This is a genomic window from Microlunatus sp. Gsoil 973 (assembly GCF_009707365.1).
Classification (GTDB): Bacteria; Actinomycetota; Actinomycetes; order Propionibacteriales; family Propionibacteriaceae; genus Microlunatus.
Genome location: NZ_CP046122.1, coordinates 1,166,125 through 1,184,155, shown reverse-complemented (window position 1 = coordinate 1,184,155; position 18,031 = coordinate 1,166,125). Strand labels below are relative to the sequence as shown.

The window sequence follows — 18,031 nt, the reverse complement described above, 5'->3', positions numbered from 1 at the left end:
CCCGGAATTCCGCACCCGCGGAGACCCGGGTGCGGCCCGAAACGCATCACCGTTGGGGCGTTTCCCCGCTCGCCGCCCGGCTAATGTAACCGTGTGACCTCGCAGACGAAGGGCTCGACCGCTGTCTCGCCGATCACGAGGATCCCGGTGTTGAAACCGTCGCCGGTGATCGGTGAGGGGGTGCTGCCTGCCAAGGCGGCGATCGGCGAGGTGTTCACCGTCGCCGCGACCGTGTTCCGCGAGGGACACGATGCGGTCGGCGCGCAGGCGGTGCTGACCGACCCGGACGGCCGCAGCAGGACGTTCCCGATGCACCCCATCCCCCGGAGGGGTTCGACCGGTGGGGTGCCGACGTCGAACTCGACCGGATCGGGCTCTGGACGTTCCGGATCGAGGGGTACGACGATCCCTGGCAGACCTGGCTGCACAACGCCAAGATCAAGATTCCGGCCGGTATCGATGTGCAGCTGACCTGCACCGAGGGACATCTGCTGTTCGAGGAAGCCGCGCTGACCGCTGCCGAGGCAGGCGACCAGCAGGCTGCGGCGGTCCTGTCGGCCGCGGCGGAGACACAGACGTGCAGCCTGCAGGTCGAGGACCGGTTGCGGCTCGCGCTGGCGGACGATGTCTCGGCCGCCATGGACCGCTACAAGCCGCGTCGGCTGGTCTCCGCCACCCGCGAGTATCCGATCTTCTGTGACCGGCGGCGCGCGCTGTTCTCGTCCTGGTACGAGTTCTTCCCGCGGTCCCAGGGCGCGCACCGGGACGCGGGCACCGGAGCGTGGGTCTCGGGCACCTTCGAAAGCTCCTACGAACGCCTGGAAGCGGCCGCGCGGATGGGCTTCGACATCGTCTACCTGCCACCGATCCACCCGATCGGCCGATCGTTCCGGAAGGGCCCGAACAACACCCTCGACCCGGGCCCGAACGACCCGGGTTCGCCGTGGGCGATCGGCGGGCCGGAAGGCGGCCACGACGCGATCCATCCCGATCTCGGCGACTTCGAGGACTTCGACGCGTTCGTTGCCAAGGCGAAATCCCTGGGGCTCGAGGTGGCCATGGACTTCGCTCTCCAAGCCTCGCCCGATCATCCCTGGGTCCGTGATCATCCGGAGTGGTTCACCAAACGGGCCGACGGCACCATCGCCTATGCCGAGAACCCACCCAAGAAGTACCAGGACATCTATCCGATCAACTTCGACAACGACCCGGCCGGTATCTACGCCGAGTGTCTCCGCCTGATCAACTTCTGGATCGGGCACGGCGTCACGGTGTTCCGCGTCGACAACCCGCACACCAAGCCGGTCAACTTCTGGGCCTGGTTGCTGGCCGAGTTACGCAAGACCAACCCGGAGGTGATCTTCCTCGCCGAGGCGTTCACCCGCCCGGAGATGATGCACGCCCTTGGCAAGGTTGGCTATCACCAGTCGTACAGCTACTTCACCTGGCGCAATGAGAAGTGGGAGATCGTCGAGTACCTGACCGAGCTGACCTCACAGACCGATTCGTTCCTGCGGCCGAACTTCTTCGTGAACACTCCCGACATCCTGTCCGCCTTCTTGCAGACCGGTACGCCGACCGCATTCACCATTCGCGCCGTGCTGGGCTCCACCCTGTCGCCCAGCTGGGGCGTCTACTCCGGATTCGAGCTGTTCGAACACCAGCCACTCCGGCCCGGGTCTGAGGAATACCTGGATTCGGAGAAGTACCAGTACCGCCCTCGGGACTTCGCTGCCGCGGACGCGTCCGGCAAGTCGCTGTCACTCCTGCTCGGCAGGTTGAACGCGATCCGCCGCGCGCATCCTGCACTGCAACAACTGCGCAACCTGCACATCCACACCACCCACCATGATCAGGTCCTCGCCTATTCAAAGAAGATCGGCGACGATGTGGTGATCGTCATCTGCAGCCTCGACCCGCACCAGACCACCGAGACCGAGGTGTACCTGGACATGGCGGCACTCGGGCTCGATGATCACGACGTGTTCTGGGTGCACGACGAGCTGACCGGCCGGCGCTGGCGCTGGGGCCAGCGCAACTTCGTACGCCTCACCCTCGAGGATCCAGCACATGTGCTGACCCTGCCGGGCGACGAACCGACCCTCATCTCCGGTGCCGCATCGTGACCGATGACCCGCTGCTGAAGTACATCACCGCTGCCCGATGGTTCGGTGGCAAGGGCCGTTCCCCGCAACTGATCGGAGTGACCGCCCTGCCCTGGCTGCGGCCCCCGGGCGACTGGCCGGCGATCCGCCAGGAGATCGTCGAGGTCGGCTACCCCGGCGGCGATGATCACGAGTTCTACCAACTGGTGGTCAACTACCGGCCAACCGATCAGGTGACCGACCCGGTGATCACCGCGACCACCGATCCGGTCCACGGCGAGCTGTCCGGCGTCGACGGGACCGAGGACCCGGCAGCGCACGGCGCGCTGCTCGACCTGCTGCTGTCCACACGCGCGGGTGACGCGAGTGACACGGGCACCCTGGTGGCGCACCGGCTCGGCGACGATCCGCTGGTTCCCGGACTGCCGAGCCGGGTCTTCGGCGGTGAGCAGTCCAACACGTCGGTGCTCTTCGCGCATCTGGCGATCATGAAGCTGTTCCGCCGGATCGAAGTCGGGCGGAACCTCGACATCGAGACCCACGATGTGCTGACCCGCAGTGGCAACGCCGACGTCGCCCGGCTCTATGGCTGGATCGAAGGCAGTTGGTCCGCCCCTGATCAGGGCATCGGCTACGGCGCCGATCTGGCCATGGTCACCGAACTGCTGCCGGAGGCCAGGGACGGCTGGGAGTTCGCGCTGGCCGAACTCCGCGCCGGACACGACTTCAGCGCCCAGGCCCACCGCCTGGGTGCAGCTCTGGCCAACGTGCACGACGCGCTTCGTGCCAACTTCCTGACCGCGACCGAGGACGGCGACCAGGTGTCGTCGATCATGGGCCGTCGACTGGACGCTGCCGTCGCGGCCGCGCCGCAACTGGCGCCGTACTCCGACGGCTTGCGGGGGGTGTTCCGATCACTGGCCGGCAGACAGCTGCAAACCCAGCGCGTACACGGCGACTTCCATCTGGGGCAGACCCTCTTCACGCCGTCGGGTTGGAAGATCATCGACTTCGAGGGCGAACCGGCCAAGACGCTGGCCGAGCGCAGCAGACCGGACAGCATCTGGCGCGACATCGCCGGGGCCCTGCGGTCCTTCGACTACGCCGCGGCCCACCATCCGGCAGCCGCCGGCGACACCCTGGCAGCTGATTGGGCACGCGTCTGCCAGGAGGCCTTCCTCTCCGGATACGGGGTCAGCGCCGGTCGTGACGATCATGACGTGGGTGATGATCATGGTGATCACGGCGAACTTGACGTTCTGCGTGCCTACGTCGCCGACAAGGCGATCTATGAAGTGGTCTACGAGGCCAGGAACCGTCCGGACTGGGTACAGATCCCGCTGACCGCAGTCGCCTCGATAGCCAGGAGGAGCCAGCATGTCGATTGATCTGACAGGAGGCCTGACCGGGTGGGATCTATCCGGATTCCACGAGGGTCACGACACCGAATGCTGGCGACGGCTCGGCGCGGTCGAGATGGCCGGCGGGACCCGGTTCTCGGTGTGGGCGCCCAATGCCAAGGCGGTCCGGGTGGTCGGCGACTTCAATCACTGGAATGGCCAGGAACATCCGATGGAGTTGGTGCCCGGAGCCGGCGTCTGGGCGCGGTTCATCGAGGGCGTCACGACCGGCGCTCTGTACAAGTTCGAGGTGCTGGGAGCCGACGATGTCTGGCGGCTCAAGACCGACCCGATGGGTCGATTCTTCGAGGCGGCGCCGCACAACGCCGCGATCGTCTACAACAGCCAGTACCAGTGGAACGACGATCAGTGGCTGTGGTTCCGCGGGGAGCAGCACGCCTGGGAACGTCCGATGGCGATCTACGAGGTGCATCTCGGCTCCTGGCGCCGAGGACTGAGCTACTTGCAACTGGCCCGCGAGCTGGTCGACTACGTCAGCTGGCAGGGCTTCACCCATGTCGAGTTCCTGCCGTTGGCCGAGCATCCGTACGAGGGCTCCTGGGGCTACCACGTCACCGGCTATTTCGCCCCGGTCTCGCGGTTCGGATCACCGGACGAGCTCCGCTACCTGGTTGATCAACTGCACGCCGCCGGGATCGGCGTGATCATGGACTGGGTACCCGGCCACTTCGCGACCGATCCCTGGGCGCTGCAGAGGTTCGACGGCACAGCGCTGTACGAACACGAGGACCCGCGGCTCGGCTGGCATCCCGACTGGGGCTCCTATATCTTCAACCTCGGCCGCAACGAGGTGCGCAGCTTCCTGACCTCCAACGCCTACTACTGGCTGGAGGAGTTCCACATCGACGGGCTCCGTGTCGACGGTGTGGCATCGATGCTGTATCTGGACTATTCGCGACAGCCCGGTGAATGGATCCCCAACAAGTACGGCGGCAACGAGAATCTGGACTCTGTCGCCCTCCTGCAGTCGGTGAACTCCGACCTGTACCGACGCAAGCCCGGCATCGTCACCGTGGCCGAGGAGTCGACCTCCTGGCCCGGGGTGACCCGGAGTGTCGACCAGGGAGGGCTCGGCTTCGGTTTCAAGTGGAACATGGGCTGGATGAACGACTCGCTGCGCTACTACGGGCGGCAGCCGATCCATCGGCAGTACCACCACAACGAGATGACCTTCGCCTCGTCGTACGCCTATTCGGAGAACTTCGTGCTGCCGATCAGCCACGACGAGGTGGTGCACGGCAAGGGCTCGATGTACGAACGGGCCCCGGAGGACGAGTGGCGCAAGTTCGCCACCATGCGCGCTTTCTACGCGTTCATGTGGGCCCATCCGGGCAAGAAACTGCTCTTCATGGGGACCGAATTCGGTCAGCAGCGGGAATTCAGCGAAAGCCGAAGCCTGGACTGGCAGGAGACCGAACAATGGGGCCATCGTGGCGTGCAGTTGTTGATCAAGGACCTGAACCGGCTCTATCGCGCCAACCCCGCGCTGTGGCGCCATGATCACGACCCGTCGGGATTCCGCTGGATCGACGCGGATGATCGCGGCGGCAACACCTTCTCCTTCTTGCGGATCGATCCGGCGGTCGACAGCACGGAGACCCCGCAACCGGCGCAGCTGATCGCAGCACTGGTCAACTTCAGCGCCGAACCCCGCTACGACCTGCGGATCGGACTCCCGGCGCAGGGTCGCTGGACCGAGATCCTGAACACCGACTCGGAGCTCTACGACGGCACCGGGAGGTTCGGCAACCTCGGGCAGGTGATCTCCACCGAGGTGCCCAGCCAGGGCTTCGACTACAGCGCGACCGTCGTCGTTCCACCGCTTGGCGCGGTGTACCTGCGGTTCGATCCCGAGCACCCGGTGGAGAACCCGGACGACGTGCTGGCCGAGATCGCGGGCTCGGTGGCACAGCCCGCCGAGGACCAGGTTGGTGATCAGGTGGGTGATCAGGTGGGTGATCAGGTTGATGATCAGACTGGTGATGCTGTGCCCCGCCGCGCCGGAGGCACAGCACGCGCCGAGCGCACCGGCCGCTCGCAACGCGCCGGACGCATGGGGCTCGGCAGACGCTCAGCAGGCAGCGATCCGGAGTAGTCGGTGACAGATTTCGAGGTCACCATCGAGTCCACCGGGCAGCAGACAGGATCGCTCAGCTGGACGCGGCTGGATTCGGGCCTAGCGCCTGGGCTGCGCGGTGGTCCCGATTCGCTCACCCGGGCGATCATGGCGGCGGCCGACGACGCCTTCGAGCGTCGCGGGCTGCACCGCCTGGAGGCAGACGTGCGGGCCGATGATCCCGACGCCCGGCGCGCGCTGCTGCGCGCCGGTTTCCGCCTCGAGGGCCGACGGCGGCAGGTGATCATCGCCTCCGACGGCGGGTTCACCGACGAGTTGATCTTCGCTCGACTCGACGACGACCAGGTCGACGGTCCGGACGGATTCTCCGGTGTGATGAACTCGGCACTGCCACGCAAGCGGTTGATCGCCCACGTGCTGATGCGCGACGTCACCGGACGGGTCCTGTTGTGCGACACCGTCTTCAAGTCCGACTTCGAGTTGCCGGGTGGGATCGTCGAGCCGGACGAGTCGCCGCGGCTGGGCGCCATCCGCGAGGTCAAGGAGGAACTCGGCATCGACATCGAACTGGGCAGGCTGCTCGCCGTCGACTGGATGCCCCATTATCTCGGCTGGGACGACGCCTGCGAGTTGATCTTCGACGGTGGCACGGTCACCGAGGAGGAGATCGCCGGCTTCGTCCTCCAGCCGACCGAGATCAGGGCAGTGCGGTTGATCGACATCGCCGACGCCGAACCACACCTCACGGCGCTGTCCTTCCGCCGGTTGTCTGCGATCACCACGCTCGATGCCGGCGGCACGTTGACCCGCACCCTGACGATGGAGGACGGCCGGCCGGTCTGATCTGATCCGGCCGAGGAAGGGCCGGATCAGAAGAGCGCGGTCATCAGGTCCCGGCGCGCCTTCTGCACCTTGGGATCGGAGTTGCCGAGGGTCCCGAAGAGTTCCAGCAGCCGGATGCGGACCTTGTCGCGCTCATCGCCTGCTGTCCTGCGGATCACGCCCACCAGCCGGGCGAACGCGTCTTCGGCCCGCCCGGTGGCGACCTCGGCGTCGGCTGCGGCCAACTGCGCATCGATACCCGCCTCCGGACCGGCTGCCGCCGCGATCACCGCGTCAAGGTCGAGATCGGCGGTCCGCAGCAGCAGGGACGCCTGCGCCTTGCCCGCCTCGGCCTCACTGTCCTTGGGGTTGGCCTGCAACAGCCTGTCGAACTCCTCGACGGCGGTGCTGAAGTCGCCGGTCTCCATCGCTTCGTAGGCCGCGGCGAACCGCGGATCGGGCTCGCCGCCGTCCTCGGTCCCGCCGACGGATCCAGTGGGCTCGGCGCGCCCGACGATGCCGTTGGCCACCGCCGCCTTGACCACCTGGTCAAGGGCCGGGCGGATCTGCTCCTTGTCGACCACCCCCTGGAAGAGCGGGATCAATTGGCCCTGGAGCGCGCCGACGACGGTAGGCACGGCCTGCAGGCCGATCGACTGCGCGAACTGCGGAGCGGTGTCGACGTTCATCCGGGCGAGCAGGAACTTGCCCTCCGCCTCGGTCGCCAACTCCGCCAGCGCGGTCGACAGCTGCTCGGCGCCCTGGACCCGTGGCGAGTAGAACTCGACGATCACCGGGTGGTTCAGGGACGGGCGCAGCACGTCGTTGTCGAAGGTCTGTTCGGTCACCTCGACGACGTAGGACGCCCCGCCGGTCCCGCCGCCCGGCGAACCCTGCGCCTTCTTTGCCTGCTCCGCGATGGCGGACAGGTCGACAGCACCACGGGGATTGGTCGGTGTTGAGCTCATGGGGTCCATCCTGCCAAAGCCCGGAAGCGTGCAGAATGAGCCCATGGCCCATCCTCGTGCAGGAACCCCCGCGCAGCCCGAAGACCTGATCGACGTCGACGCCGTGATCGGTGCCTATTACGACTTGAGGCCCGACCCGGCGAACCCGGAGCAACAGGTGGTCTTCGGCACCTCCGGTCACCGCGGCGCGAGCCTGGACACGGCCTTCAACGAGGCACACATCGCGGCCACCACCCAGGCGATCGTCGAGTACCGGGCCGGCCAGGGCATCTCCGGACCGCTGTACATCGGCAAGGACACCCACGCCCTGTCCCTGCCGGCCTGGAAGACGGCCATCGAGGTGCTTGTCGCCAACGGGGTCACCGTCCGCTGTGAACGCGACGACCAGTACACCCCGACACCCGCGGTGTCCCGCGCGATCATCAACCACAACCGTGACGCCGGCCCGGCCGACGTCTGCGACGGCATCGTCGTCACACCGTCCCACAACCCGCCGCGGGACGGCGGCTTCAAGTACAACCCGCCGCATGGCGGACCGGCCGACACCGATGCCACCAAGGCGATCGCCTCCCGCGCGAACGAATTGTTGGGTGATCTCGACCGGATCGCGCGGACACCCTTCGAATCGGCGATCGGCACGGTGCGCCGGTACGACTATCTCGGCAGCTACGTGGCCGACCTCGCACTGGCGCTGGATCTGGATGCGATCAAGGCGGCCGGCGTACGGATCGGTGCCGACCCGCTGGGCGGTGCGAGCGTCGAATACTGGGGACGGATCGCTGAGACGTACGGCCTGGACCTCACGGTGGTCAATCCGACCGTCGATCCGCAGTGGGCGTTCATGACGCTGGACACCGACGGCAAGATCAGGATGGACTGCTCCTCACCCAACGCGATGGCGTCGTTGATCAAGAACAAGGATGCCTACGACCTCGCCACGGGCAACGACGCGGACGCCGACCGGCACGGGATCGTGACGCCCGACGCCGGGCTGATGAACCCCAACCACTATCTCGCCGTCGCGATCGGCTACCTGTACGCCCATCGCAACGGCTGGCGCGCCGATGCGGGCATCGGGAAGACCCTGGTCAGCTCGTCGATGATCGACAAGGTGGCCGCCGATCTCGGCCGGACCCTGATCGAGGTGCCCGTCGGCTTCAAATGGTTCGTCGAGGGACTGCAGACCGGGTCGATCGGCTTCGGCGGTGAGGAATCGGCCGGGGCGTCGTTCCTGGCCAGGAACGGCAGTACCTGGACCACTGACAAGGACGGCATCCTGCTGGCCCTGCTGGCCAGTGAGATCCTCGCCACCACGGGAAAGACTCCGAGCCAGCACTACGCCGACCTGACCGACCGGCACGGTGACCCGGCCTACGCCCGCGTCGACGCGCCGGCGAACCGGGAGCAGAAGGCCAAGCTGGGGGCGCTGGACGCCGGCGCCATCACCGCCACCGAGCTCGCCGGCGACAAGATCGCCGGCGTGTTGACCGAGGCGCCCGGAAACGGTGCGCCGATCGGCGGCCTCAAGGTGACCACCGACAACGCCTGGTTCGCGGCCCGGCCGTCCGGCACCGAGGACGTCTACAAGATCTACGCCGAGTCGTTCAAGGGCGCTGATCACCTGGCCCGCGTGCAGGACGCCGCCCGCGAGGTGGTCAACGCCGTTCTCTAGGCTGCCATGGCTCGGCGACCCCGGAACGACCCGCCAAGTTGAACATTCGGCAAACACCCGGCCACAGCCGCTGAACTCTTGACGACATGTCGGCCACAGGCCGGCCGTTCGGTCGACGGCGGCCGACCGGGCGCGCTTGACTGTTTCGCGTGGAAGCCCTGTTCATCCTGATCGTGGTCGTCTGCATCGCGTTGGCGTTCGACTTCACCAACGGATTTCATGACACCGGCAACGCGATGGCGACCTCCATCGCGACAGGTGCGTTGAGGCCTAGGGTCGCCGTTGCCCTCTCCGCCGTGCTGAACCTGATCGGAGCGTTCCTGTCCATCCAGGTCGCGCTCACCGTCAGCAACAAGATCATCAACATCCAGGGCGACACCGGTGCTCCGATCCCTTCGCTGATGGGTGTTCCGATCCTCACCATCGTCTTCGCCGGGCTGGTCGGCGGCATTCTGTGGAATCTGGCGACCTGGCTCTTCGGCCTGCCGTCGAGTTCCTCCCACGCCCTGTTCGGCGGCCTGATCGGATCGGCCATCGCAGCCCTCGGCTGGGGCGGCGTCAAGTGGTCGGGTGTGATCACCTCGATCGCGTTGCCGGCCGTCTTCGCACCGGTCGTCGCGGCGGTGGTCTCGGCGATCGGCACCAGACTGGTCTACGCGATCACCGCGAGAGTCGGCCCGCAAACCCGTGATAGGGGTTTCCGTTGGGGTCAGATCGGCTCGGCGTCGCTGGTCTCGCTCGCCCACGGCACCGGCGACGCGCAGAAGACCATGGGCGTGATCACGCTGGCGCTGATCGCGTACGGCAGCTGGACCAGCACCGACTCCATTCCGGTCTGGGTCAAGATCGCCTGCGCCCTGTCCATCGCGCTGGGCACCTATGTCGGCGGGTGGCGGGTGATCCGGACGCTCGGCAAGGGTCTGGTGGAGATCGAATCACCGCAGGGCATGGCCGCGGAGACCGCCTCCGCCGCGGCGATCCTGACCTCCTCGCACCTGGGCATGGCGCTGTCCACCACTCACGTCGCCACCGGCTCGATCCTCGGCTCCGGGTTGGGTAGGAAGGGCGCGTCGGTTCGGTGGGGCATTGCCGGACGGATGGTCGTCGCCTGGCTGATCACGTTGCCGGCCGCCGGACTGGTCGGGGGTGTCTGCTGGGCCATCGCCAACGCGCTCGGGCCGAACGTCGGCACCGGCGTTGTGCTGTTGGTGCTGATCGGTGCGTCCGGCTACATCTTCCATCGCTCCCGCCGCAACCTCGTCGACGCCGGCAACGTCAACGCCGAGTGGCAAGGCGGACTGGTCCCCGTCGCCGACCAGCAGCCGACGCCCGCGGCCGGCCAACCGGCCGGCGTCTGAGGAGACCGACATGGAGATCGTGCTCGACACCGTCAACGCCCTGTGGAAGGTGGTTGCCGTCGGCGTCCTGCTGGGCGCCGGCCTGCCCGCACTGTTCGCGTTGGCCCTCCGCTCGCTGAACTCCGGCCGTACCGTGACCGCCGACGGCTCGTTGTCGGGTACGCCGACCGTCGGCGGCCGGGTGATCGGCTTTCTCCTGCTCGCCATCGTTTCGGCGATCGCGTTGTTCGGCATCGTTGTCATCGTCCTCGGCAAGCAGCTATTCCACTGAGAGGAACGCGGATGGACGCCGACGGCCGGAGATCACCCATGGTTCTCGCCCGGATCATCGACTGGTTGCGTGCCGGATACCCGGACGGCGTTCCCGAGACCGACTACGTCCCGCTGTTCGCCCTGCTCAGCCGCCGACTGTCCGGCGAGGAGGTGCGCGCGGTGGCGCGGGCGATGATCCACGCCGAGGATGCCGCCATTGACGACATCGACATCGGCGTGCAGATCACCAAGATCACCAACGAGCTGCCGCGGGAGGAGGATGTCGCACGGGTCAGGTCGAAGCTCGCCACCGCATGGCCGCTGGCCGATCCGGCCGCGACCGACGACTGATCGCGGGTCGCCGCCCGGTTCAGAAGCGGGCCGGCTCCTGGTAGTCGCCCCACACCTCGCGCAGCGCCCCGCAGATCTCTCCCAACGTCGCCTCGACCCGTACCGCGGCGAGCATCGGCTCGATCAGGTTGTCGTCGCCCGTGGCGGCCCGGACCAGTTCGGCCAGAGAGTCGTCGACGGCTTGTTGATCACGCCCGGAACGGCGGTCGGCCAGGTCCCGACGTTGTTCCACCTCCACCTCGTGACTGACCCGAAGGATCTCCAGATCGCCTGTCACGCTGCCGGTGTGACTGTTCACGCCGACGATCAACTTCTCGCCCTTCTCCAGCTTGGTCTGGTAGGCGAAAGCGGCGTCGGCGATCTCCCCGGTGAACCAGCCGTCCTCGATCCCCCGCAGCAATCCAGCGGTGATGGGGCCGATCGGATGCGGCGTCGCCCGCCCCCTGCTGCCCCATCTCCTCGATGGTGGCGAAGATCCGTTCTGCCTCGGCCTCCAGCCGGTCGGTCAGCTCCTCGACATACCAGGAGCCACCGAGCGGGTCGGCGACATTGACCACCCCGGTCTCCTCGCCGATCACCTGCTGGGTGCGCAGGGCGATCTCCGCAGCCCGTTCGGTCGGCAGCGCCAAGGTCTCGTCGAGTGCATTGGTGTGCAGCGAATTGGTGCCGCCGAGTACGGCGGCCAGCGCCTCCACAGCGGTCCTGACCACGTTGTTGTAGGGCTGTTGGGCGGTCAGCGACACTCCGGCCGTCTGGGTGTGGAACCGCAGCCACTGGGCCCGTTCCGTCCTGGCCCCGAACCGGTCCCGCATCCAGCGGGCCCAGATCCGCCGGGCCGCGCGGAACTTGGCTATCTCCTCGAAGAAGTCGATGTGGGCGTCGAAGAAGAAGCTCAACCCGGGCGCGAACTGATCAACATCGAGGCCGCGGGAGAGGCCCAACTCCACATAGCCGAAGCCGTCGGCGAGGGTGAAGGCCAGTTCCTGCGCGGCCGTCGATCCGGCCTCCCTGATGTGGTAGCCCGAGACGCTCAGCGGCTTGTAGGCGGGCATCGTCGAGCTGGTGTACTCCATCAGGTCGCCGATCAACCGCAGATGCGGTTCGGGCGCGAACAGCCACTCCTTCTGCGCGATGTACTCCTTGTAGATGTCGGTCTGCAGCGTGCCGTTCAACCCGGTGATGTCAACGCCCTGACGTTCAGCTGCGACGACGTACATGCAGAAGATGGGCACGGCCGGGCCGGAGATCGTCATCGACGTGGTGACCTCGCCGAGATCGATCCCGGAGAAGAGCACGTCCATATCGGCGGCCGAGTCGACGGCGACCCCGCAGTGCCCGACCTCGCCGAGGCTGCTCGGATCGTCGGAGTCACGGCCCATCAGCGTCGGCATGTCGAAGGCGACGCTGAGTCCGCCTCCGCCGGCACCCAGGATCATTTTGTAGCGTTGGTTGGTCTGCCGAGCGTTGCCGAATCCGGCGAACTGCCGGATCGTCCAGGACCGGCCGCGGTATCCGGTCGGGTGGAGACCGCGGGTGAAGGGGAACTCCCCCGGCCAGCCGATCCGCTCCATCCGGGGGTCCGCCGACCCGTCCGGCGGGCCGTACACGGGATCGACCTCCAGTCCTGACAATGTGCCGAAATCGGCGTCCCGCACCTTGTCCTGGGCGACCGCGCGGTCGTAGGCCTGCTGCCAGCGCCGGCGACCGTCTGACGTATCTGCCTGGTCCGTCATCACCGCACCTCCAGATCAGATACTAGGCCGCCCTACTATCTGCTGTGATCCCGCGAGTCGGCCGCCACCTCGGACCGTGGCCTAGAAGTCGCCGGCCGCGGCACGCGGCCTGGCCAGGATCGCGGTCAGCGCCCGGCACTCATCCTCGTCCAGCGAGCCCAGCCCGAACCGGGCGTCGGTGATCAGGCTGCTGGCCCGTTCGGTGACGGCGCGGCCGGAGGCTGTGATCTCGGCGAGCACCGCCCGACCGTCCTCGGGATGCCGGTTGCGGGTCAGGTAGCCGCTGGTCTCCAGACGCTTCACCAGCGGGGTCACCGAAGTGGCATGGACCTGGAGCCGCTCACCGATCTTGCCCAGCGGCAGCGCCCCGCGACGGGAGAAGGACAACAACACCAGCACCTCGAAGCGGGCGAAGGTCAGGTCCAAGGGGCGCAGCAGCTCGTCGAGTTCGGTGATCACCAGCTGGTGCACCCGCATCAGCGAGGTGACCGCCTCCATCCGCGGCCGGTCCGGCCAGCGCTGCTCCCAGGTGCGCGCCGCAGCCTCGATCGGATCGAACGGCAGCCGGTGCCGATCGTGCCCGCCGTGCCGGTGGGCCCGCTGGTCGGTGTCGATGATCAGCTCCTGTCGTTGTCCCGCAGCCCGTCGTGCGAGGCACCCTGCGTATCGGGAGCGGAGGAACGGTAGTCGGCCGCATCGCGTTCGGACCATCCACCGGCCAGCCACTCCTCGTCGGAGAGTTGCCGGCCGGCCACCTGCTCCCCGGTGATCGGGTCACCCGGCTGGTTGCTCACCTCATCATCGCCGATCCCGTCACCGCGGGCCGCATCGTCGGCATCGGGCCCGATCTCCCGGCCCGGGACGTCGGGTGTCGCCGGACTGCTGTGGGCCGATGGATAACCGCCGAGGGGCCGCATGCTCGTCCGCAGGCCGGAGCGTTGGATCACCCGCTGGATCGTCAGGTCGCGTTGGTCCGGGCGCGCGACGAAGCGGATGTCGCGCAGTCCCTGGTTCTCCGCGGCCGACTCGAAGACGAAGTGGCCGTAGTTGAGGATCCGGCCAAGGAACGGCTTGTGCACGGAGATGTCCAGGATCCTTGACATCGGCATCGTCGCGGTGTGCTGGGAGAAGATCCCGTGGACCCGGAAGACCCGCATGTTGGTGATCACGAAGCGGTCCATGTGCGCGGCCAGCATCTTGAATCCGCCGGTGATCACCAAGAGCAGCCCGATGATCATCGGCAGCCAGGCGACGGCGACCGGAACCCAGATCGTACTGATCATGATCAGTACGCCGAAGAAGCTGATCACTCCGGGACCGAGGAAGGCCATCGGGTGTCGTCGCACCTCGTCGACGACGATCTCGCCCTCATCCGAGATCAGATGGTCGCTGACCCTCGGGTCGAACGCCGTACGCCAGAGCCCGGCCATCGCGGCCCGGTCAGGAGGTCAACGAGGTGAAGAAGGTGACCACGGCGTCCAGTCCGTTTCCGACCGCCCCGAAAGCACTCTTCACGGCGTCGGCGGCATCCGCCGGCCGGGTGAAGAGGTAGAAGAGTGCGAAGACCACGACAAGCACCACAACGATGCGCTTGATCCATCTCATCGCGAACTCCTCCTGGTCTGTCAGCTCTGCGGGAGTCAACAGCACACTCCCAGCCTTTTCTACCGCGCATCAACCCCGCCAGCGTGCTGGGCGCGCCGGAACCGACCCGATCCAGGCTTCTTTCACGAAAAACTAAGGTCCGGCTAGGCCTTCGGGTCGGTGACGTCGCCGAGCACCCGGTCGGCTGCGGTGAACGAATCGACCCGACCGTCGCGTACGGCCTCGGCAAGATCGTCCAGCACCGTCCGGTGGTCGTCGTGCATCCGGCGGCGCAGCAGGAGGAGGGTCAGCGATTCGACCTCCGACCGGGCACGTTCCAGACGGCGGCGCTGCCAACTGCCGTCGGCCTCGGCGTGGGCGCGGTGCTTGTCCAGCGTCGCCACCAGGTCGTCGATGCCCTCTTCCCGGCTGGCGACGGTGCGCACGATCGGCGGCTTCCACGCCGCCGCGTCCCGGTCGGCCATTGCGATCATCGTGCGCAGCTCGCGGATCAGCGACTGCGTGCCGTCGCGGTCGGCCTTGTTGACAACGAAGATGTCACCGATCTCCAGGACTCCGGCCTTGGCGGCCTGGATCCCGTCGCCCATACCCGGAGCGAGCAGCACAAGAGTGCTGTCCGCGGTGCCGGCCACTTCGACCTCGGACTGACCGACGCCGACGGTCTCCAGCAGCACGACGTCGCAGCCGGCGGCATCGAGCACCCGTACTGCCTGCGGTGCGGCGACTGAGAGACCGCCCAGGTGCCCGCGGGCTGCCATCGACCGGATGTAGACCTGATCATCCAGCGCGTGCTGTTGCATCCGGACCCGGTCACCCAGCAGTGCTCCCCCGGTGAACGGGGATGACGGATCGAAGGCCAGCACACCGACCCGGAGTCCGCGAGCCCGGTAGGCGGCGATGAGCGTCGCTGTTGTCGTCGACTTCCCGACGCCGGGAGCGCCGGTCACCCCGATGACATGTGCCCGGCCGGTATCCGGGGCAAGTCGGGACATCAGCCCGCGGAGCGCCGGCGAGCCGTTCTCCACGATCGAGATCAATCGGGCGACGGCACGCGGCCTGCAGGTCCGGGCCGCGGCGACCAGTACCGCCAGTTCGTCAGCCCGTTCATCAGCGAGTCCCTCGGGCGCGGGTTCAGGCATACAGGATTCCGGCGCGTCGAGCCGGTCAGCCCCTGGGTGCGGAGATGATCAGGGCGTCGCCCTGGCCACCGCCACCACACAGCGCGGCGACCGCTGTGCCGCCGCCCCGCCGGTTGAGGGCGTACACCAGGTGCAGCACCAGCCGGGCGCCGGACATCCCGATGGGATGGCCAACGGCGATCGCCCCGCCGTCGACGTTGACCGTGCGGTCGGCTTCCTCGGCGCTCAGTCCGAGGGCGCGCATGCTGGCCACGCCCACCGTCGCGAAAGCCTCATTGATCTCGATCAGGTCCAGGTCCGCGACGCTGATCCCGGCCTTCTTGCAGGCGGCCTCGATGGCGTTGGCCGGCTGCAGTTGCAGTGACGAATCGGGGCCGGCAACCATGCCGTGAGCGCCGATCTCGGCCAGCACCGGCAGCCCGAGCCGCTCGGCCGCCTCACGGCTGGCGACGACCACCGCGGCCGCACCGTCGGAGATCGGGCTGGACGACGCGGCGGTGATCGTTCCGTCCGGGGCGAACGCCGGCTTCAGCCGAGCCAGCGCCTCGAGCGAGGAATCCGGCCGGATGCCCTCGTCTGCGCTGATCACCAGGTCGTCCCCCTTGCGCTGCCGAACCCTGACCTCGACGATCTCCTCCGCCATGGTGCCGTCCTGCGTCGCCCGGGCGGCCCGCTGGTGTGACCGTACGGCGAAGGCGTCCTGGTCCTCCCGGCTCACGGCGTTCGGTCCGGAGTTCTGCCGATCGGTCAGGGCGCCCATCGGCTGGTCGGTGAACGCGTCCCACAGTCCGTCGTAGTCCATGTGGTCGCGCAGCGTGACGTTGCCGTACTTGTAGCCGGTGCGGGACTTGGGCAGCAGATGCGGAGCGTTGGTCATCGACTCCATGCCGCCGGCGACGACGATCTCACACTCACCGGCACGGATCAGCTGGTCGGCCAGGGCGATGGCGTTCAGGCCGGACAGGCACACCTTGTTGATCAGCAGCGAAGGCACCGACATCGGGATGCCGGCCTTCACGGCGGCCTGTCTGGCGGGCATCTGGCCGGCTCCGGCCTGCAACACCTGGCCCATGATCACGTACTCGACCTGTTCGGGCTTCAGGCCCGACCGGTCCAGTGCGGCGGCCATCGCGATTCCGCCCAGGTCGGTTGCCGCCAGGTCCTTGAGCCCCCCGAGCAGCCTGCCGATCGGCGTCCGCGCTCCGCCGACGATCACCGATGCCATGACGTCCTCCTCGACAGCTGGTTGTCACCGACGACCTGTTGTGGACCCGGCCGGCGGCCTGCTGATGACCCGCGACAGGTCTCAGTTGCACCTTAGGCCGAACCCCCGCGGTTTTCACGCGGGCGGCCGGCGACCACGACGGCTCGCGGGCTCAGGTCCCGGTCGGTCACCAGAACGTCGGCCCGCCCGCCGACCTTGAGGGCGCCTCGATCGGACCGGCCGAGTACCCCGGCCGGGACGGAGCTCGCCATGTCCAGCAGCTGGCCGGCGCCGAAGTCGGTGTTGTCCAGGGCCCAGCGCAGGCATTCCCGCAGTGAGCTCCCGGAGCCCGCGCCGAGACTGGTACCGGTGAGCCGCAGCGCGCCGTCGGGGTCGACGGTGACCGATCCGCCGACCGGCGTCCGATACTCACCCGGCGGGCAGTGCGCCAACGAGGCAGCATCGCTGACCAGGAAGGAGCGTCGGTGACCCTTCGCCCGGATCATCGCCGTCACCGTGTCGGCCGACAGATGATGGCCGTCGGTGATCAGTCCGGCGATCAGCCGGTCATCGGCCAACTGGGCCCACAGATAGTTCGGATGGCGCGGCAGCATCCGGTGGGCGCCGTTGCCCAGATGGGTCGACAGGGTCGCCCCGGCGTCGGCAGCACGATGCACCTGCTCCGGGGTCGCGGCGGTGTGCCCGACGGCGACGCGCACGCCTGCCGAGGTCGCCGCCCTGATGTAGTCGTCACTGCCGGGTCGTTCCGGGGCCAGCGTGATGATCCGCAGCAGCCCGCCGGCGGCGGCCAGCCAGGCCTGCAGTTCCGCCGGATCCGGATCCCGCAGGACGTCCGCCGGGTGGGCGCCGCGGGCACCGTCGTCGGATGAGATGGACGGCCCCTCGATGTGGATGCCCGCCACACAGTCGGCGACCAGCCGGTCCTGGGTACGGGCGGATCTGATCACCCGGACTGCGTGCAGGATCTTTTCCGGAGGTCCGCTGATGATCGTCGGACAGAAGGATGTCACGCCCTCCGCGACCAGAGCTTCGGTCAGCGAGACGATGGTCTCCTCCGACACGTCCTCGGCGTTGACGTCAGCTCCGGCGAACCCGTTGACCTGGCAGTCGACCAGGCCGGGAAGCAGGATCGTGTCCGGGTCGGCGGTGGGCAGCGGATCGACGGCGGTGATCCAGGTGTCGGCGATCGTGATCCGGACTCCCCGCCCGTCCAGCGTCGTACCTTCCAGAGTCGCCGATGTCACGGAATCCTCCTCGCGGTGCCCGCCTCAAGGCGTGGGGGCACCAGGGTACGGCCCTCACC

At 67.7% G+C, this 18,031-nt stretch carries 15 protein-coding genes and 2 pseudogenes; 8 read left to right on the top strand and 9 right to left on the bottom strand.

From position 1 onward, the window contains the following. Positions 1 to 93: 93 nt before the first annotated feature. From GJV80_RS05580 to GJV80_RS05565, 4 genes and pseudogenes are all read left to right on the top strand, one after another. Positions 94 to 2,126 (top strand): annotated as a pseudogene (locus GJV80_RS05580) (alpha-1,4-glucan--maltose-1-phosphate maltosyltransferase). Further along, positions 2,123 to 3,493 carry a phosphotransferase gene (locus GJV80_RS05575; protein ID WP_154687035.1) on the top strand — a complete coding sequence of 457 codons (1,371 nt, stop codon included), beginning with the start codon at positions 2,123 to 2,125 and terminating at the stop codon, positions 3,491 to 3,493. Before GJV80_RS05580 ends, GJV80_RS05575 begins: the two are co-directional and overlap by 4 nt. Next, positions 3,483 to 5,621 carry a 1,4-alpha-glucan branching protein GlgB gene (glgB, locus tag GJV80_RS05570; protein ID WP_154687034.1) on the top strand — a complete coding sequence of 713 codons (2,139 nt, stop codon included), beginning with the start codon at positions 3,483 to 3,485 and terminating at the stop codon, positions 5,619 to 5,621. The genes GJV80_RS05575 and glgB overlap by 11 nt, the downstream gene beginning before the upstream one ends. Before the next feature lie 3 nt (positions 5,622 to 5,624). Beyond that, positions 5,625 to 6,446, top strand: a complete 822-nt coding sequence (locus tag GJV80_RS05565; protein WP_154687033.1) for an NUDIX domain-containing protein — start codon at positions 5,625 to 5,627, stop codon at positions 6,444 to 6,446. A 26-nt stretch (positions 6,447 to 6,472) separates the two neighbouring features. On the opposite strand, the gene GJV80_RS05560 is transcribed toward GJV80_RS05565, so the two are convergent. Then, positions 6,473 to 7,393: a tetratricopeptide repeat protein gene (locus GJV80_RS05560; RefSeq protein ID WP_195909176.1), complete on the bottom strand. Its 921-nt coding sequence runs from the start codon at positions 7,391 to 7,393 to the stop codon at positions 6,473 to 6,475. Between the two features lie 43 nt (positions 7,394 to 7,436). Here GJV80_RS05560 and pgm point away from each other — a divergent pair, with 43 nt between their 5' ends. The 4 genes from pgm to GJV80_RS05540 all read left to right on the top strand — a co-directional run bounded on the left by pgm (position 7,437) and on the right by GJV80_RS05540 (position 11,026). Continuing rightward, positions 7,437 to 9,065 (top strand): phosphoglucomutase (alpha-D-glucose-1,6-bisphosphate-dependent), encoded by a 1,629-nt coding sequence (gene pgm, locus GJV80_RS05555; protein WP_154687031.1) that lies wholly within the window; start codon positions 7,437 to 7,439, stop codon positions 9,063 to 9,065. A gap of 149 nt (positions 9,066 to 9,214) precedes the next feature. Next, positions 9,215 to 10,423: an inorganic phosphate transporter gene (locus GJV80_RS05550; RefSeq protein WP_154687030.1), complete on the top strand. Its 1,209-nt coding sequence runs from the start codon at positions 9,215 to 9,217 to the stop codon at positions 10,421 to 10,423. A 10-nt stretch (positions 10,424 to 10,433) separates the two neighbouring features. Continuing rightward, complete coding sequence (locus GJV80_RS05545; protein ID WP_154687029.1) at positions 10,434 to 10,694, top strand: hypothetical protein; 261 nt, start codon at positions 10,434 to 10,436, stop codon at positions 10,692 to 10,694. Positions 10,695 to 10,705: 11 nt separating this feature from the next. Then, entirely contained in the window at positions 10,706 to 11,026 is a 321-nt protein-coding gene (locus GJV80_RS05540; RefSeq protein WP_230208167.1) for a DUF3349 domain-containing protein, read from the top strand. A gap of 19 nt (positions 11,027 to 11,045) precedes the next feature. On the opposite strand, the gene GJV80_RS24485 is transcribed toward GJV80_RS05540, so the two are convergent. The 8 genes and pseudogenes from GJV80_RS24485 to GJV80_RS05510 form a co-directional block, all read right to left on the bottom strand. Further along, positions 11,046 to 11,426 carry a methylmalonyl-CoA mutase family protein gene (locus tag GJV80_RS24485; RefSeq protein WP_255455537.1) on the bottom strand — a complete coding sequence of 127 codons (381 nt, stop codon included), beginning with the start codon at positions 11,424 to 11,426 and terminating at the stop codon, positions 11,046 to 11,048. A gap of 109 nt (positions 11,427 to 11,535) precedes the next feature. Continuing rightward, positions 11,536 to 12,759 (bottom strand): annotated as a pseudogene (locus tag GJV80_RS05535) (methylmalonyl-CoA mutase); the annotation flags it as partial. 81 nt (positions 12,760 to 12,840) lie between these two features. Next, entirely contained in the window at positions 12,841 to 13,257 is a 417-nt protein-coding gene (locus GJV80_RS05530; RefSeq protein WP_230208166.1) for a MarR family winged helix-turn-helix transcriptional regulator, read from the bottom strand. Positions 13,258 to 13,376: 119 nt separating this feature from the next. Then, positions 13,377 to 14,189 carry a PH domain-containing protein gene (locus tag GJV80_RS24950; RefSeq protein ID WP_154687027.1) on the bottom strand — a complete coding sequence of 271 codons (813 nt, stop codon included), beginning with the start codon at positions 14,187 to 14,189 and terminating at the stop codon, positions 13,377 to 13,379. A gap of 10 nt (positions 14,190 to 14,199) precedes the next feature. Continuing rightward, the gene (locus GJV80_RS23145; protein ID WP_195909175.1) at positions 14,200 to 14,364 is read right to left on the bottom strand and encodes a hypothetical protein; all 165 of its coding nucleotides are present in this window, start codon (positions 14,362 to 14,364) and stop codon (positions 14,200 to 14,202) included. A 143-nt stretch (positions 14,365 to 14,507) separates the two neighbouring features. After that, entirely contained in the window at positions 14,508 to 15,503 is a 996-nt protein-coding gene (meaB, locus tag GJV80_RS05520) for a methylmalonyl Co-A mutase-associated GTPase MeaB (RefSeq protein WP_154687026.1), read from the bottom strand. A 25-nt stretch (positions 15,504 to 15,528) separates the two neighbouring features. Further along, positions 15,529 to 16,728, bottom strand: a complete 1,200-nt coding sequence (locus GJV80_RS05515; protein WP_154687025.1) for an acetyl-CoA C-acetyltransferase — start codon at positions 16,726 to 16,728, stop codon at positions 15,529 to 15,531. Positions 16,729 to 16,820: 92 nt separating this feature from the next. After that, on the bottom strand, positions 16,821 to 17,972 hold the full coding sequence (locus GJV80_RS05510; protein ID WP_230208165.1) for an N-acetylglucosamine-6-phosphate deacetylase: 1,152 nt from the start codon (positions 17,970 to 17,972) through the stop codon (positions 16,821 to 16,823). Positions 17,973 to 18,031: the final 59 nt, after the last annotated feature.

What these genes read in the sequence shown, in the direction of transcription:
- GJV80_RS24950 (WP_154687027.1), bottom strand. Translation starts at nt 14,189, where the DNA reads ATGGCCGGGCTCTGGCGTACGGCGTTCGACCCGAGGGTCAGCGACCAT.
- pgm (WP_154687031.1), top strand. Translation starts at nt 7,437, where the DNA reads ATGGCCCATCCTCGTGCAGGAACCCCCGCGCAGCCCGAAGACCTGATC.
- GJV80_RS05540 (WP_230208167.1), top strand. Translation starts at nt 10,706, where the DNA reads ATGGACGCCGACGGCCGGAGATCACCCATGGTTCTCGCCCGGATCATC.
- GJV80_RS23145 (WP_195909175.1), bottom strand. Translation starts at nt 14,364, where the DNA reads ATGAGATGGATCAAGCGCATCGTTGTGGTGCTTGTCGTGGTCTTCGCA.
- GJV80_RS05560 (WP_195909176.1), bottom strand. Translation starts at nt 7,393, where the DNA reads ATGAGCTCAACACCGACCAATCCCCGTGGTGCTGTCGACCTGTCCGCC.
- meaB (WP_154687026.1), bottom strand. Translation starts at nt 15,503, where the DNA reads ATGCCTGAACCCGCGCCCGAGGGACTCGCTGATGAACGGGCTGACGAA.
- GJV80_RS05530 (WP_230208166.1), bottom strand. Translation starts at nt 13,257, where the DNA reads ATGGAGGCGGTCACCTCGCTGATGCGGGTGCACCAGCTGGTGATCACC.
- glgB (WP_154687034.1), top strand. Translation starts at nt 3,483, where the DNA reads ATGTCGATTGATCTGACAGGAGGCCTGACCGGGTGGGATCTATCCGGA.
- GJV80_RS05515 (WP_154687025.1), bottom strand. Translation starts at nt 16,728, where the DNA reads ATGGCATCGGTGATCGTCGGCGGAGCGCGGACGCCGATCGGCAGGCTG.
- GJV80_RS05545 (WP_154687029.1), top strand. Translation starts at nt 10,434, where the DNA reads ATGGAGATCGTGCTCGACACCGTCAACGCCCTGTGGAAGGTGGTTGCC.